Here is a 13,857-nt window from a genome sequence, read left to right on the forward strand (position 1 = left end):
CGACCAGGTCGAGGCCATGACCATGGGCGACCGGGTCGCGGTGATGAAGGACGGCGTCCTGCAGCAGTGCGACACCCCGCTCAACCTGTACGACAGCCCGCGCAACTTGTTCGTGGCCGGCTTCATCGGCTCGCCCGCCATGAACCTGATGGAGGGCGACGTCGCCGAGGACGGCATCCACATCGGCGACTACGTCGTGAACGTGCCGCGCGCAGTGCTGGCCAAGGCCTCGAACGAGAAGCGGCTCGTGCTCGGCATCCGGCCGGAGAACTTCTCCCTCGGTGAGGGCAACGACGGCATCGGCATCGACGTCGCCGTCGTCGAGGAGCTCGGCGCGGACGCCTTCGTGTACGGCACCGTGGCCGGTCTCGCTGACGAGGACAAGCTGACCGCTCAGCAGATCACCGCCCGCATCTCGTCGCGGAACCCGCCCGAGCGCGGCTCGACCATCCGCCTGCGCATCGATCCGGAGCACGTGCACGTGTTCTCCCAGACCGACGGTCGTCGGCTGTCGGAGAGCTACGCCCGGTAGGTCCTGACGACGAGGGGTTCTTCGTGACCAAAGGGGGCCACGAAGGACCCCTTCGTCGTTCCCGGACGAGAGTGGGTCGTCGTGTCCGGACGCGAGCTGAACCGGCCTCGGTCGACCGGCGGTCCGCCGCGCGGATGGAGCCGCACCGTGCCGGACGATGACCGCAGCCCACGGCTGGTCTCCGTGGTCCCGTTCCTGTTCGGGGTGGCGATGCGCTCGCGGCTGCCGGGCACCGTGCTGATGCGGCTGCTGGTCGACGTCGGGGCCTCCGAGAGCGCGGCCCGCAGCGTGCTGGCCCGGCTCCGCGGGGACGGCGCCGTGACCACCCACCGCCGTGGACGCACCACCGACTACGAGCTGGCCGGGCTGGTGGGGGAGGCCTTCCTGCGGGCCCGCGCCGTCGGCAACCCCGATCTGCAGCCTGCGCCTGCGGCGACTCCGTGGGCGGGGGACTTCCACGGTCTGCTCTACGGCGTGCCCGAGCACCTGCGGTCCCACCGGGACCGGTTGCGCCACGCCGCCCGGCTGGCCGGCTACGCCCCGCTGCGGCCGGGCCTGATGATCTCCGCCTGGGACGGGTGGGCGATGCTGACCGACGTGGTGGCCACGCTCCCCGAGGTGATCACGCTCTATCCGGTGACTCTGCGCCTGACCCCGGACGACGCCCGGCGGGCGGCAGGGGAGGCCTGGCGGCTGCCCGAGGTGGCCGCCTCGACCGAGGAGCTGGTCGCCCGGATGGTCGTGGCGTCCGATGCGGTGTCCGCACCCGGTCCGGACGAGCTGCGGCGCTACGTGGAGCTGGCTCTGCCGGCGTACCACTTCTTCGTGGGCATCCCGCAGCTGCCGACCGAGCTGCTGCCGGACGCCTGGCCCGTCCCGCGCCTCGTGGCGGCGCTCGCCGCCGTACGGGGCGGGGTGGGCGCGGCGGCGGAGGCGTACGTGGCGTCGGTGCTCGACGGCGCTGGACCTCCGTCGACGCCTGCGGGTGGATCCACCTGATCGGGTTCAGATCGGTTCACGGTCTGCGACACTGATGCCATGAATGATGCGGTCGTCGGGTCCGGGCGTGGCACCCTCATCCGGAACGGCGTGGTCGCCTTCGTGACCGGGGCGACGATCATGATCCTGCTGCACGAGACCAGTCACGCCGTCGCCGGCGCCCTGCAGGGCTACGGCCCGACCCAGCTGCCGTTCGCGGTCGGCTACACACCCGAGCCGCCCGCCGGGGCGGCCGCCCTGACCGCGATCGCCGGACCCCTGTTCAGCATCGTCAGCGGCCTGCTGCTCTACGGGATCGACCGCGTGGTCCGACCCCTCCGGGCGCGACCGTACTGGCGGTTGGTCTGGCTGTGGACGGTGTTCGCCAGCCTGCAGGAGGGTTTCGGGTACTTCATGATCGCCGGCCTGGTGCCGGCCGGGGACACCGCCCGTGCCTTCACCCTCTGGGGTCTGCCGACCTGGATGTTCTTCGCGGCGACGGCGTTCGGCGTCGGCGGGCTGTTCCTCACCGCCCGGCTCTTCGCCGACCCCGTCATCGAGCTGAGCTCCTCGATCACCGACCGTCGGGCGATCTCGGTCTGGCCGTGGCTCTACGGCACGATCGGGCTGGTGCTGCTGATGGGTCTGTACGTGGTCGCGAGCCCTCCGGTCGGCGCGGGAGACGTCGTGGCCGTGATGGCCGGCGCCGTCGCGGTGGGGGTGTACGCGCCGATGTCCATGATGTTCCGCAGTGGGCGGGTCGCGGCCGCGGACCCTCCGCAGGTGCCGACGCACCCGAGGGCCGGCTACGCGCTGCTGGCCGTGCTCGTGGTGATCAACCTGGTCCTGACCCGCGGCTGGCTCTGGGTCTGACCGAGCCCTCTCACCCCCCGCGGACGGTCAGCCGACGCGGCGCCACCACGGCAGCGACGTCAGCGTCACCGCGACCTCCGTCTCGGCCGGCCCGGTGATCTCGCCGCCGTCCGCGTCGACCCAACGCCCTGGCGGCACCTGCACCGTGCGCGTACGGGCGCCGGGCTCCAGCACCGGCGCCACCAACAGGTCCTCGCCGAGCAGGAACTGATCGTGGACGGTGTCGTAGCCGCGGTGGTGGTAGGCCAGGGGTCGCAGGATCGGCTCACCGCTCTCGGCGGCGTGCCGGACCAGGGCCATGATCTCGGGCAGCAACGACTGCCGCAGGTCGACCGTCGCGCGGACCGCCGCGAGGTGCTCGTCGTCCAGCACCCGCCAGGGCGCCATCGAGAACTGCATCATGGGGAACAGCGCCGAGCACTGGGCGAAGCGGACGAACAGCTCCTGGTCGACCTCGGCGTCCTCCCGCACGTACGCGACGTCACCACCGCCGATCATGTCCGGGCAGTTGAACACGGCCCCGACGAGGCCCTGCGCGATGGACTCGGGGATGAGGGAGCCGAGGCCGCCCGCACCCCACCGGCACGGCTTGTCGTGCAGCCGCTGGGCCAGCGGTCGACCGCCCATCTTCCAGCAGGCTCGCAGCTCGTTGAAGGCGTACTCGGCGGCCAGGCCGGCCCAGGCCTCGCACTGCCCGACGGGGCCGTTCATCGCCCGGGTGCGATCCTCCGGCCGGTGGTCCCGGAGATCGCCGGCGTCGAGCTTGAAGCCGTCGACCCCCAGGTCCTGCAGCGCCCGCAGCTCCCCGCGCAGCCAGTCAACGGCCGCGGGATCGGTCAGGTCCGGCACCGCGCTGTAGCCGTTCCACCAGCGCCGGATGATCGGCTCACCGTCGTCGCCGGTGATCAACCAGCCCGCGCGTACGGCGTCCCGGAAGCTGTCCCCGTCCGGGCTGAGGAAGGGCACCAGCCACAGCATCACCGGGAAGCCCCAGTCGTGCAGCCGGTCGATCATGGCCTGCGGGTCGGGGAACTGGACGCCGTCGAACTGCCAGGCGCCGTAGTCGCGGGACCAGCGGTCGTCGATCATCAGCAGACCGGGCGGGAAGCCGGCGTCGAGGATGCCGCGGGCGTAGGCGAGCACGCGGTCCTGGGTCGGCCGGTGCGGCATCTCCATCCAGGTGTTGTACTGCGGGGCGGTGAACATCTGCTCGGCCGGGAACGTCCCGCAGGCAGGGAAGTAGCGACCGGACACGGCCCGGTGGGCCGTCGCGAGCGAGTCACCGGACGCGCCCTGGACGACGTCGGTCCCGGCCACGTCGAGACCCCCGGCACCGTCGAAGGCGAAGGTGAACGGGTGCTCGGACCACAGGTAGCGGCCGGCGCTGGAGACGAGCACCGGCGCTGACTGGTTGGCGCCGTCGCCGGGGTGCTCGAGCAGGCCCGCGTTGGTGGCCAGATCGCGCCGGTGGGGGCGGTCGCCGAACGGCATGACCTGGCCGTCTGCCACCGCTCCACCCCACCAGCGCTCCCCGGGTCGCAGGTCCAGGTGCAGCGAGGTCAGCGGCGCGGCAGTCACCCGCCGGAGTCTGCTACAGCCCGGCGGGTGCCGGGAAATCCTCGACCGGACGACGGGGCCCGGTCTGGCCGCTCGGCGAGCGGCGGCGGATCGACGCCTCAGCGGGCGACCGCGCGGGTCGGGGTGGCCGACCCCCACTGCTGGCGCATGGTGCGCGGGCCCCGGGCGCGCAGCTGGGCGATGATGCCGAGCAGGGCCAGGGCCCCGTTCAGGACGTACCACCACCCACCGCGACCCATCTCGGCGTTCACGCTCTCGGTCGTGAGGCGGTCGAGGCCGAGGGTGCCGATCACCAGCATCACCCCGGTCACCGTGACGCTGGCGCCGGCCAGAGCGGTGAGCACGACCAGGAGGACCGCGGGGAGGTCGGTGACGACGGCGATCACGGCCAGCAGGGCGCCGACCACGAGGCCGACGACGACGGTGGCCGTCGGTGAGCCGGCCCCGGTCGCGGCCATCACCGAGGTGCCGATGGTGAAGCCGATGGCGGCCATCCCGATCACCACCGCGACCTGGTAGGAGAGGTAGGCCAGCACGCCGAAGACCACTGCCCCGACGAGACCGACGATCCAGCTCAGGGCCAGCTGCCCGAACCCGCTGTCGGTGGCGCCGGCCACCAGACCGGCTCCGAGCAGGAAGCCCACGAACGCGCCGAACAGGCTGATGATCAACCTCATCGTGACGTAGCCGCGGAAGCACAGCAGTGCCCCGATCAGCACGGCGATGATCCCCACCACGATCGTGTCCACGTCTGCCTCCTCGTCGGCGGCCGACGAACCGTCCGCCGTCCTCCATTCTGACGAGTCCGGCCAAGGACCGCCGCGGTCGACGGCTGAGGGAGTGCTGAAGATCAGCTCGGTTCGTGCACCCGGTGCTCGAGGGTGGTGGGCTGGTCGCTGGCGATGCGCCAGTGCGCGTTGCCGTCCTGGACCAGCCAGTCACCGATCCGTCCCTGCCAGGTGACCTGCGGTCGGGTGCCGCGCGCGCGACGCCGGAAGGTCACCTCGTCGGCGTCCAGGGTGAACGAGTCGGCGCCGAGCGCCTCCTCGATGTCCAGCAGGTTGTGCTCCAGCAGCCGGACGGCTCCTGGGTCCCGCGCGAGCGGGTGGGTGGAGTTCTCCATGAAAGACACACCTTCGTCGTCCCCGAGGCGGCCCGAGAACCCCACGATACCAAGATCAGCGGTGGGGTCGGGTCTACCGCCGAGGGACAGGCTCAGCTGCCGGTGAGGTCCCCCGGGGCGGCGCCACCGAGCTCCAGTCCGTCTCGACGAGCGGCGGCGCGGGCCTGTTCCAGCACCTCCCGTTCGGGCCGTCCCGTCGCGGCGGCCACCCGACTCACGTCGTCGAACTCGGGGTTGAGCTGTCGGATGCCGGTCGCGTCGTGGCCGATCTTGATCCGTACGGGGTGCTCGTCGACGTCGACCGAGGCCCAGCCCCGGGCGAGCGCGGACCGGGTCACCTCGTGCTGACGGACGCCGAGGGTGCTGGTGTGATCGATCATCATCTGCCGCAGCCGGGTGGCGAGCCCGGGCTGGGTCAGCACCGTGAGCACGTGGGCGGGCCGCCCCTTCTTCATCACGATGGGCACCAGCCACGCGTCGGCGGCACCGGCGCGCAGCAGGCGGTCGAGGACACCGGGCCACAGCCGCGGGTCGAGGTCGTCCACCCCGGCCTCCAGGATGATCATGGTCTGGCCCTCGGTCGCCGCGCCGGTGCTGGTGGCCAGCTCGCCCAGCAGCACCCGGGTGACGTTGGGCCGCCCGGGGAAGTCCTTGGTGCCCGCGCCGGCCCCGGACGCCTGCACCGTCATCGCCGGCAGGTCCTCGCAGCGCTCCGCCAGGGTGGCCACCAGGGCCATCCCGGTCGGGGTGGTGAGCTCGCCGGTCCCACCGGCCTGCACCCGCCAGCCGACCGACAGCCGGACGACCGCCGGCACCGGGACCGGGAGATCGCCGTGCGCGGCGCGGGTCCGACCCGAACCGACGGCGACCACGCCCGCACTGAGCGTGGTCACCCCGAGATCCGCCAGCGCCGCCGACACGCCCACCACGTCGGCGATCGAGTCCAGGGCGCCCACCTCGTGGAAGTGGACGTCGTCGACGGCGATGCCGTGGGCGGTGGCCTCCGCCTCGGCCAGCCGGGCGAACGTGGCCAGGGCCCGGTCGCGGACCGGGGTGCTGATCGGGGCCTCGACCAGCCGGTCGCGGATGGTCGCCCACCGGCGGTGCGGCAGGTCCTCGGTGATCACCTCGACGGCGATCTTGGTGGCGCGCTGGCCGGCGCGGGTGACCTCGGCGGCGTCCAGCCGGACCGAGCCCGGCACGACCGCGTCCACCGCCGCCTGCACCACCGCGAGGTCGGCGCCGGCGTCGACCAGGGCGCCGAGCAGCATGTCGCCGGCGATGCCGGCCGAGGCGTCGATCCAGGCGTGCCGACCCGAGCTGGGTCCGGTCACGGCGCCGCGATCTGGGCGGCCAGGTGCCCCGCGCCGTAGCCGTTGTCGATGTTGACCACGGCGACCCCCGGTGCGCAGGCGTTCAACATGGTGAGCAGGGCGGCCAGCCCCTCGAAGGCGGCCCCGTAGCCGACCGAGGTCGGGACGGCGACCACGGGCGCGGCCACCAGGCCTGCGACCACACTCGGCAGCGCACCGTCCATGCCGGCGGCCACCACGATCGCCGAGGCCGCCCGCAGTCGAGGCACCTGCGCGAGGATCCGGTGGAGTCCGGCCACGCCGACGTCGACGACCAGCTCGGCGTGCCGGCCGAGGTAGCGGGCGGTCAGCAGGGCCTCCTGGGCCACCGGCAGGTCGGAGGTGCCGGCGGCCAGCACCAGCACCGGCCCGCCGGTCGGCTCGGGCGGCGTGGGGGGCCAGGCGACGATGCGGGCGGTGGCGTCGTACGCGGCGTCGGGCAGCACGGCGTGGATGGCCTGCACGTGCTCCTCCCGCACCCGGGTGAACAGGGAGACCTGCCGCTGGTCGGCCAGGGCGGTGGCGATCCGTCCGACCTGGTCGGCGGTCTTGCCCTCGCAGAACACGGCCTCGGGGTAGCCGCGCCGGTCCAGGCGGTCGAGGTCGAGCTGGGCGATCTGGTCGAGCCCCCCGGCCGTTCCGCCGGTCTCGACGACGTCGGGGCGGTCAGCCATGGTGGACCGCGACCAGGGGCAGGGTGAAGGCGCCCGACTGCATCCCGGCCAGGTCGAGCGTGACGTAACGGAAGCCGGCGCCGCGGACGGCCCGGAGGACGTCGCTGCGCAACGGGTCCACCGCGATCCGGACCAGGTCGTCGACGGTCAGCTCGAGCCGGGCGATGTCCCCGTGGTGGCGCACCCGGAGATCGCCCAGACCGAGGTCGCGCAGGGCCTCCTCCGCCCGGTCGATCTGGGCCAGCTTCTCCGGCGTGACCTCCTCGAAGTGCGGGATCCGCGAGGCCAGGCAGGGGGAGGCGGGCTTGTCGGCCACGTCCAGGCCCAGCTCGCGGGCGATGGTCCGGACGTCGGCCTTGGTCAGCCCGGCCGCGGCCAGCGGTCGGCGTACGTCGTGCTCGGTCGCCGCCCGGGCGCCCGGACGGTCCGTCCGGCGGACGTCGTCGGCGTTCTCCCCGTACGCGATCGCGTCCAGGCGCAGGGAGCGGGCGACGCCGGCGTCGATGGTGGCGAACAGCTCGTCCTTGCAGTGGAAGCAGCGGTCCGGGCCGTTGGCCCGGTAGGCGGCGCGGTCGCCCTCGGCGGTCTCGATCTCCACCACCTCCGCCCCGATCTGACCGGCCACGGCGTGGGCGCCCCGGCGCTCGCTCGCGGCCAGGCTGGGCGAGACCCCGAGCACCGCGACCACCTGGTCAGCCCCGAGGACGCGGACGGCGAGGGCGAGCAGCACGGAGGAGTCGACGCCGCCGGAGAAGGCGACCCCGAGTCGGTGCACTCCGGCGAGGTCGGCCGCGACGCTCCGGACGGCCTCGGTCAGCGGCGTGGCGGGGGCGGCGAGATCGGTCACGTCTGTCACCCTAACCGCCGCCGGGGAGGGGGCGGGCCGACGTGACAACCTCTGGCAACGTCGTTGTCCGGGTTGGCCCCGGCTGCGAGAGTCAGCACCGAAGAGGCAGTCGGAGCGATGGAGGTGGCGGATGGTCAGGGCAGCGGTGATCGGGTGCGGGGACGTGTCCGTCGTGCACCTGGAGGCGATCCGTCGGATCGAGGGCAGCGAGCTCGTCGCCGTCTGCGACCTCGACCCCGGGGTGGCCCGGTCGGTGGGGGAGACGTACGGCGTGCCCGGCTTCACCGACCCGCTGGCCATGATCGAGAGCGAACACCCCGACGTCGTCCAGATCAGCACCCCTCACGACCAGCACGTCGACCCGGCGATCGCCTGCCTGGAGGCCGGGGTGGCGGTGCTGTCGGAGAAACCGGTGGCGGCGACCGTGGCCGAGGCCGAGCGGCTGGTGCGGTGGTCGGCCGAGCACCCGGAGGCCACTGTCGGGATCTGCTTCCAGAACCGCTACAACGCGACGTCCGTGGCGATCCGCGAGCTGCTGGCCTCCGGCGAGCTGGGGACCGTGCACGGGGCTTTCGCCACGGTGGCCTGGCACCGCAGTCCCGCCTACTACGAGGCTCGGCCGTGGCGCGGGCAGCGGGCCCGCAGCGGCGGCGGCACCTTGATCAACCAGGCCATCCACACCATCGACCTGCTGCAGTGGTTCCTCGGCGACGTGACCGCCGTCGGGGGCCGCGCCGGCACCTACGTGCTGGGCGACGTGATCGACGTCGAGGACTCCGCCCAGCTGGTCCTCGACCACCCGGGCGGCGTCCGCTCGGTCTGCTTCGCCACCAACACCGCGGCCGTCGACTTCCCCGTCGGCATCGAGATCGCTGCCGAGAACGCACAGCTCTCGCTCCGGGGTGACCTGACGGTCAGCTGGGCCGACGGGCGGGTCGACGTGGTGCCCGAACGCCGGGCCGAGTCGGGTGGACGCTCCTACTGGGGGGTGTCCCACGAGCTGCTGATCGCGGACTTCCACGCCCAGGCGACGGCCGGCAAGCCGTTCTGGATCGACCCGGCGGAGGGCATCAAGGCGTTGCAGATCATCGAGCAGGTCTACGCCCTGAGTCGCTGAGGGCGGGGACAGCCGTCGGCATGGTTCGCGCTGCGGAGGTGAGGTCGTGAGACCCCTGCTGCTGACCGGTCCGCCGGCCGCGGGCAAGAGCACGACGGCCCGGGCGCTGGCGGCCGGCCTCCCGCTCGCCGCGGTGGTCGACGTCGACGACATCCGGCAGCTCGTCGTGTCCGGCCACGCAGCGCCCTGGCAGGGCGTGGCCGGAGCCGACCAACAGCTGATCGGGGTCGAGAACGCCGGCGATCTCGCTCGCCGGTTCGCCGCCGCGGGCATCGACGTGGTGATCGCTGACGTGCTCACGCCGGACACGGCGGCCCGCTACCGGGCCGGCGTTCCCGGCGTGCTGATCGTCCACCTGCAGGTCTCGCTCACCGAGGCCCGGCGTCGGGCCACCCGACGTCCGGTCCACCTGACCGACGACGAGTTCGTGCTGCTGCACAGCAGTCAGCCGGACGACCGGGCTCTCTACGACCACGTGATCGACGTGGACGGCCTGGACCACGCGGCGCAGGTCGAGGCGGTCCGCCGGGTCTGGTCCTGACGCCGCCCCCTGCGTCAGCAAGCGGGTCAGAGCAGGTCGATCGTGGCGTCGACGACGGCTCGCATCCGCCCGGCACCGTCCTCCACCCGGGCCAGGGCGCGGAGACCGACGATGCTGGTCATCAGCAGCCCGGCCACGGCGTCGCTCTCCGGGGTGGACCGGAGCTCGCCCGTCCGCTGCCCCTCCCGGACGAGGGTCGCGAGGACCTGCTGGGTGTGGTCGAGCAGGCTCCGGATCGCTGTGGCCACCTCGGCGTCGGCGGCGCCGAACTCCACCGCGCTGTTGATGGCCAGGCAACCCCGGTGCTCGAGCCCGGCGAGATCGGTCTCGAGCGGGAAGAGCAGCGCCGCCCGCAAGCGGTCCTTGACCGGCCCCGAGCTCTCCAGCCAGGAGGAGACCACGGCGTGCTGGCCGTCCAGATAGCGCTGCAGGGCGAGGTCGTAGAGCTGACGCTTGCCGCCGAAGGCGTGGTAGAGACTGCCCTTGCCGATCCCCAGCGCCTCCGACAGTCCCTGGGGGGTGGTGTCGGCGTAGCCCCGTTCCCAGAACACGTTCATCGCCTGCGTCACGGCGGTGTCCGGATCGAACTCCTTGGGTCTGCCCACCGTATGAGGGTAGATCGTTGTGTACCTACGGTTCAACTAACGGTTCGGCGGGTGCCGGGCGTCATCGGCGTGCGGCCAGCTCGGCCCCGGAGGTGGGGGGCAGCCGCCAGGCCTGGACCAGCGGCACGACCATGATCAGCGCCAGCCCACCGAACGCGTACGCGTAGGCGGCGCCGCCCGTGTCGCCGCCGGGCACGAGATGCTCCCCGGTCCGCAGCAGCAGGGCACCGACCGCCACCCCGAGCCCCCCGGCCAGCTGCTGCAGCGTGGCGGACAGGGTGTTGGCCCCGGCCATGCCGGTGCCCTCGATGTCGGCGAACTGCAGGGAGTTGTAGGCGCTGAAGCCGATGGAGCGGAACACGCCGCTGAGCAGCAGCAGACCGCCGAGGACGACCAGCGACGTGCCGGGTCCGACCAGACCGAGCGCCGCGATGATCACCGCGCCCGCGGAGACGCTGCCGATCAGCACCCTCCGGAAGCCGAACCGGCGGATCAACGGGCTGGTGGCCGGCTTGATCGCCACGTTGCCCAGGAACAGCAGCAGCAGCATCGTCCCCGACAGCACCGGGGAGAAGCCGAAGCCGACCTGGAGCAGCAACGGCACCAGGAACGGGACGGCGCTGATCACCAGCCGGTAGAGACCCCCACCGAGGTTGCTCACCGCGAAGGTGTGCACCCGCAGGGCGTCGAAGCGCAGGATCGGGTGCCGAGCGCGGCGCAGCCACCAGCCGGTCAGCATGATCACGACGGTGGCGGTCAGGGCGGCGGTCAGCACGGCGCCGGTGTCCAGACCGCCCTGGGGCTGGAGCAGCTCGATGACGATCATGAACGAGGCCAGGCTGCCGGCGCACAGCAGGAAACCCCACCAGTCCAACGGTGGCTGGTCGTCGGCCCGGGTGGTCGGCACCACCCGGAGCGTGATCACGAACGCCGCCACCCCGAGCGGGACGTTGATCAGGAAGATCCAGTGCCAGCTGGCCACGGTGACGATCCAGCCGCCCAGCGTCGGGGCGATCACCGGGGCCAGCAGCGCCGGCCAGGTGAGGTAGGCGATCGCATCGAGCATGTCGGCCTTGCTGGTCTCCCGCAGCACCACCAGCCGACCGACCGGCACCATCAGGGCACCGCCGAACCCCTGCACGATCCTCATGGCCACCAGCACGGGCAGGCTCGGGGCCACCGCGCAGGCGATCGAGGCGAGGGTGAACACCGCGATGGCCACGGCCAGGATCCGACGCCCGCCGAAGCGCTCGGTCAGCCAGCCGCTCACCGGGATGCCCGCAGCCAGGGCGATCAGATAGCCCGTGATGGCGGTGTTGACGTCGACCGGGGCCACCCCCAGGTCGGTGGCGATGGCCGGGGCCGCGGTGGACAGGATGGTGCCGTCCAGGATCTCCATGAAGAAGGTGCCCGCGACCAGCAGGGCGAGCGGCCGGTTGAGCCGCGATCGGGAGGTCACGCAGGCGTGCCCTCGGGCGGTTCGGTCCGGTCCTGACCGGGGCCGGTCCAGCCGCCGCGCTGCAGCCACTCCGCGCACAGCCGACTCCAGCCGGCGACCGCGGGGTCCTCGGGAGCGAGCCCCAGACCGTGGCGGCCGTGCGGCAGCACCAGCAGCTCGGTCGGCACGCCGCGCTCGGTGAGCGCCTTGGCGTAGCGGAGGGTGTTGCCCACCGGCACCGCCTCGTCGTCGGCGGTGGACCACAGGAACGTGGGCGGGACCCGGTCGTCGACCAGGCGCTCCAGCGACAGCGCGGCCCGCGCGTCCGCACCCGGGTCCGGGCCGAGCAGGTTCTGCGCCGACCCCTCGTGCGCCTCGTCGAGGAAGGAGACCACCGGGTAGCACAAGATCGCGAAGGCGGGTCGCGGGGTCTCCGGTCCGGCGAGCCCGACGCACAGGCTGCCGGCCAGGTGGCCCCCGGCCGAGGAGCCGATGACGCCCACCGCCGCCGGGTCCACCGCGAGGCCGTGATCACCGTGGCGCACGTGGTCGAGCGCCCAGGCCGCGGCGGTCACCGGCGCGGGGTGCCGGGCGGGGGCCACCGGGTAGTGCAGCACGAACGCGTGCAGGCCGAGACCGCTGAGCCACTGGGCGTAGTCGTGCCCCTCGTGGTCGGCCAGCGTGCCGTAGCCACCTCCGGGCAGCACCAGCACGGCCGGCCGCGGACCTTCGGCGTCCGCGGGGTAGGCGTCAAGGCGGTGAGCCGGGGAGGGGTCCGGACGATGAGCCGGGGAGGCGTCCAGGCGATCCGATGGGGTCACCCGTCACTCCCCTCGAAACCGACCTCGCGACCGTCGGCCTCGCCGGCGCCGCCGGCCGCCCCGGCGCCCGCGCGCAACCGGTAGAGGACCTCGCCGGCGTGCGGCTCGACGAAGGTGTCCGGGTCGGCCTCGTACGCCGTGACGTCGACCTCGGCCGGATCGAGGTAGCCGAGGTTGACCGCCTCCACGTCCGCCCGCGGGATCCCGGTGGCCAGCGTGACCGCCACCCGGTTGCGCTCGCCGTGCTCGGTGTCCCAGGTGCCCTGCCCGCGCAGGTGGGTGGAGTGGGCGAGATCGCCCCAGGGACGGTCCGCGAACCGGTCCCACTGCCCCAGGAAGTAGTCGCGGTTGTGGTAGCCGATCTCGCTGATCTGCGGGTGCATCACCGAGATCTGGGTGATGTGCGGGGCGTAGATGATCACCTCGCCGCCGTCGGCCACGATCGGCTCCAGCTTGTAGAAGCCCTTGGCCGCGGTCCAGATGTCCTCGTACTTGGTGGGCATGATCGACAGCACCCGCCGGTAGGACCGGTCGAGGTAGCTGACGTGGGTCTCGGCGGAGACCGCCGCGCACGCCGCCCACGCGTCCTCCGGGGTGCCGAAGGCCGCTGCGTGCAGGACGTCGGAGCCGGACTGCACGACCAGGCAGAGCGCCAGCCGGTCGGCCGGGATCAACGAGGCGGCCTCGTTGACCAGCGCCCGCACCGGGGTCACGCCGCGGGTGCCGATCATCTCCGCGCTGGTGATCAGGGCGCCGACCCAGTGCGACACGTCGATCAGCTCGGGGCCGGAGACCCCGGGGAAGAAGTACTTGTTGCCGCCGGAGAAGCCGACCACCTCGTGCGGGAAGACCGGCCCGACCACGATGGCCACGTCGGCCTCGGCCACCCGGCGGTTGATCCGGACGGTGACCTCGAGGTCGGTCATCAGCCCCCCGGTGAGCTCGCCCATCCGCTCCCGGCCGATCACGCCCAGGGTGCTGAAGGTCTCCGGCAGCCAGGACTCGTGGTTGACCACCTCCCAGCCGGGATAGGTCTGCTCCAGCTCGCCGACCGGGTAGCCGAGGTGGGACCCGAGGGCCTCCTCGGACATCGCCTGGTGGGTGCCCAGCGCGATCAGCACCGTCACCTCCTTGGCCCGGCCGGCCAGGGCCCGGTGCACGGCCCCGAGGATCAGCGGCAGCGGGCAGGTGCGGGTCCGATCGGGCACCACCAGACAGATCCGCTTGTCGTCCAGGTCCGCGCCGGCGAGGGACTGCTCGACGAACGCCGCCACCTCCGCCTCGCTCAGCTGCGCGCCGACGCCGCCGATCGTGCGGGCCCGGTGGGGATCGCCGGGTTCGGTGCCGTACGCCTCGTCGCTCATCTCAGATGCCTCCG

General features: G+C 72.9%; 15 protein-coding genes. 5 read left to right on the forward strand and 10 right to left on the reverse strand.

Annotated elements, in window-relative coordinates; genetic code table 11:
* The 3 genes from ABD714_RS10450 to ABD714_RS10460 all read left to right on the forward strand — a co-directional run.
* Nucleotides 1-532 (forward strand): TOBE domain-containing protein (locus ABD714_RS10450; RefSeq protein ID WP_344812274.1); only part of this gene is annotated, 532 nt, incomplete at its 5' end.
* Nucleotides 533-679: 147 nt separating this feature from the next.
* Nucleotides 680-1,531 carry a hypothetical protein gene (locus ABD714_RS10455; RefSeq protein WP_344812275.1) on the forward strand — a complete coding sequence of 284 codons (852 nt, stop codon included), beginning with the start codon at nt 680-682 and terminating at the stop codon, nt 1,529-1,531.
* A 39-nt stretch (nt 1,532-1,570) separates the two neighbouring features.
* Nucleotides 1,571-2,383, forward strand: coding sequence for a hypothetical protein (locus ABD714_RS10460; protein ID WP_344812276.1), 813 nt, complete (start codon nt 1,571-1,573; stop codon nt 2,381-2,383).
* A gap of 27 nt (nt 2,384-2,410) precedes the next feature.
* On the opposite strand, the gene ABD714_RS10465 is transcribed toward ABD714_RS10460, so the two are convergent.
* From ABD714_RS10465 to larE, 6 genes are all read right to left on the reverse strand, one after another.
* Nucleotides 2,411-3,961, reverse strand: a complete 1,551-nt coding sequence (locus ABD714_RS10465; protein ID WP_344812277.1) for a glycoside hydrolase family 31 protein — start codon at nt 3,959-3,961, stop codon at nt 2,411-2,413.
* A gap of 98 nt (nt 3,962-4,059) precedes the next feature.
* Nucleotides 4,060-4,710 (reverse strand): TM7S3/TM198-like domain-containing protein, encoded by a 651-nt coding sequence (locus ABD714_RS10470; protein ID WP_344812278.1) that lies wholly within the window; start codon nt 4,708-4,710, stop codon nt 4,060-4,062.
* A gap of 101 nt (nt 4,711-4,811) precedes the next feature.
* Complete coding sequence (locus tag ABD714_RS10475) at nt 4,812-5,084, reverse strand: hypothetical protein (RefSeq protein ID WP_344812279.1); 273 nt, start codon at nt 5,082-5,084, stop codon at nt 4,812-4,814.
* 92 nt (nt 5,085-5,176) lie between these two features.
* The gene (larC, locus tag ABD714_RS10480; protein ID WP_344812280.1) at nt 5,177-6,418 is read right to left on the reverse strand and encodes a nickel pincer cofactor biosynthesis protein LarC; all 1,242 of its coding nucleotides are present in this window, start codon (nt 6,416-6,418) and stop codon (nt 5,177-5,179) included.
* On the reverse strand, nt 6,415-7,110 hold the full coding sequence (gene larB, locus ABD714_RS10485) for a nickel pincer cofactor biosynthesis protein LarB (protein WP_344812281.1): 696 nt from the start codon (nt 7,108-7,110) through the stop codon (nt 6,415-6,417). The genes larC and larB overlap by 4 nt, the downstream gene beginning before the upstream one ends.
* A complete protein-coding gene (gene larE / locus ABD714_RS10490) occupies nt 7,103-7,957 on the reverse strand; it encodes an ATP-dependent sacrificial sulfur transferase LarE (RefSeq protein ID WP_344812282.1) in 855 nt (284 codons plus the stop codon). The genes larB and larE overlap by 8 nt, the downstream gene beginning before the upstream one ends.
* Before the next feature lie 130 nt (nt 7,958-8,087).
* Here larE and ABD714_RS10495 point away from each other — a divergent pair, with 130 nt between their 5' ends.
* Both ABD714_RS10495 and ABD714_RS10500 read left to right on the forward strand, forming a co-directional pair.
* Nucleotides 8,088-9,074: a Gfo/Idh/MocA family protein gene (locus ABD714_RS10495; protein WP_344812283.1), complete on the forward strand. Its 987-nt coding sequence runs from the start codon at nt 8,088-8,090 to the stop codon at nt 9,072-9,074.
* A 46-nt stretch (nt 9,075-9,120) separates the two neighbouring features.
* Nucleotides 9,121-9,615, forward strand: a complete 495-nt coding sequence (locus ABD714_RS10500; protein WP_344812284.1) for an AAA family ATPase — start codon at nt 9,121-9,123, stop codon at nt 9,613-9,615.
* Nucleotides 9,616-9,641: 26 nt separating this feature from the next.
* Here the strand turns inward: ABD714_RS10500 and ABD714_RS10505 are convergent, their stop codons facing one another.
* The 4 genes from ABD714_RS10505 to ABD714_RS10520 all read right to left on the reverse strand — a co-directional run bounded on the left by ABD714_RS10505 (nt 9,642) and on the right by ABD714_RS10520 (nt 13,843).
* Nucleotides 9,642-10,220, reverse strand: coding sequence for a TetR/AcrR family transcriptional regulator (locus ABD714_RS10505; RefSeq protein WP_344812285.1), 579 nt, complete (start codon nt 10,218-10,220; stop codon nt 9,642-9,644).
* Nucleotides 10,221-10,281: 61 nt separating this feature from the next.
* Nucleotides 10,282-11,679, reverse strand: a complete 1,398-nt coding sequence (locus ABD714_RS10510; protein ID WP_344812286.1) for an MFS transporter — start codon at nt 11,677-11,679, stop codon at nt 10,282-10,284.
* Entirely contained in the window at nt 11,676-12,479 is an 804-nt protein-coding gene (locus ABD714_RS10515) for an alpha/beta hydrolase (protein ID WP_344812287.1), read from the reverse strand. Before ABD714_RS10515 ends, ABD714_RS10510 begins: the two co-directional genes overlap by 4 nt.
* Nucleotides 12,476-13,843 carry a lactate racemase domain-containing protein gene (locus ABD714_RS10520; RefSeq protein WP_344812288.1) on the reverse strand — a complete coding sequence of 456 codons (1,368 nt, stop codon included), beginning with the start codon at nt 13,841-13,843 and terminating at the stop codon, nt 12,476-12,478. Before ABD714_RS10520 ends, ABD714_RS10515 begins: the two co-directional genes overlap by 4 nt.
* Nucleotides 13,844-13,857 lie beyond the last annotated feature (14 nt).

This window comes from Microlunatus aurantiacus (genome assembly GCF_039536605.1).
Taxonomy (GTDB): domain Bacteria; phylum Actinomycetota; class Actinomycetes; order Propionibacteriales; family Propionibacteriaceae; genus Microlunatus; species Microlunatus aurantiacus.

Excerpts from the sequence above, each read along its gene's own strand:
- ABD714_RS10475 (WP_344812279.1), bottom strand. The coding sequence starts at position 5,084 with ATGGAGAACTCCACCCACCCGCTCGCGCGGGACCCAGGAGCCGTCCGG.
- ABD714_RS10460 (WP_344812276.1), top strand. The coding sequence starts at position 1,571 with ATGAATGATGCGGTCGTCGGGTCCGGGCGTGGCACCCTCATCCGGAAC.
- ABD714_RS10495 (WP_344812283.1), top strand. The coding sequence starts at position 8,088 with ATGGTCAGGGCAGCGGTGATCGGGTGCGGGGACGTGTCCGTCGTGCAC.
- larB (WP_344812281.1), bottom strand. The coding sequence starts at position 7,110 with ATGGCTGACCGCCCCGACGTCGTCGAGACCGGCGGAACGGCCGGGGGG.
- ABD714_RS10520 (WP_344812288.1), bottom strand. The coding sequence starts at position 13,843 with ATGAGCGACGAGGCGTACGGCACCGAACCCGGCGATCCCCACCGGGCC.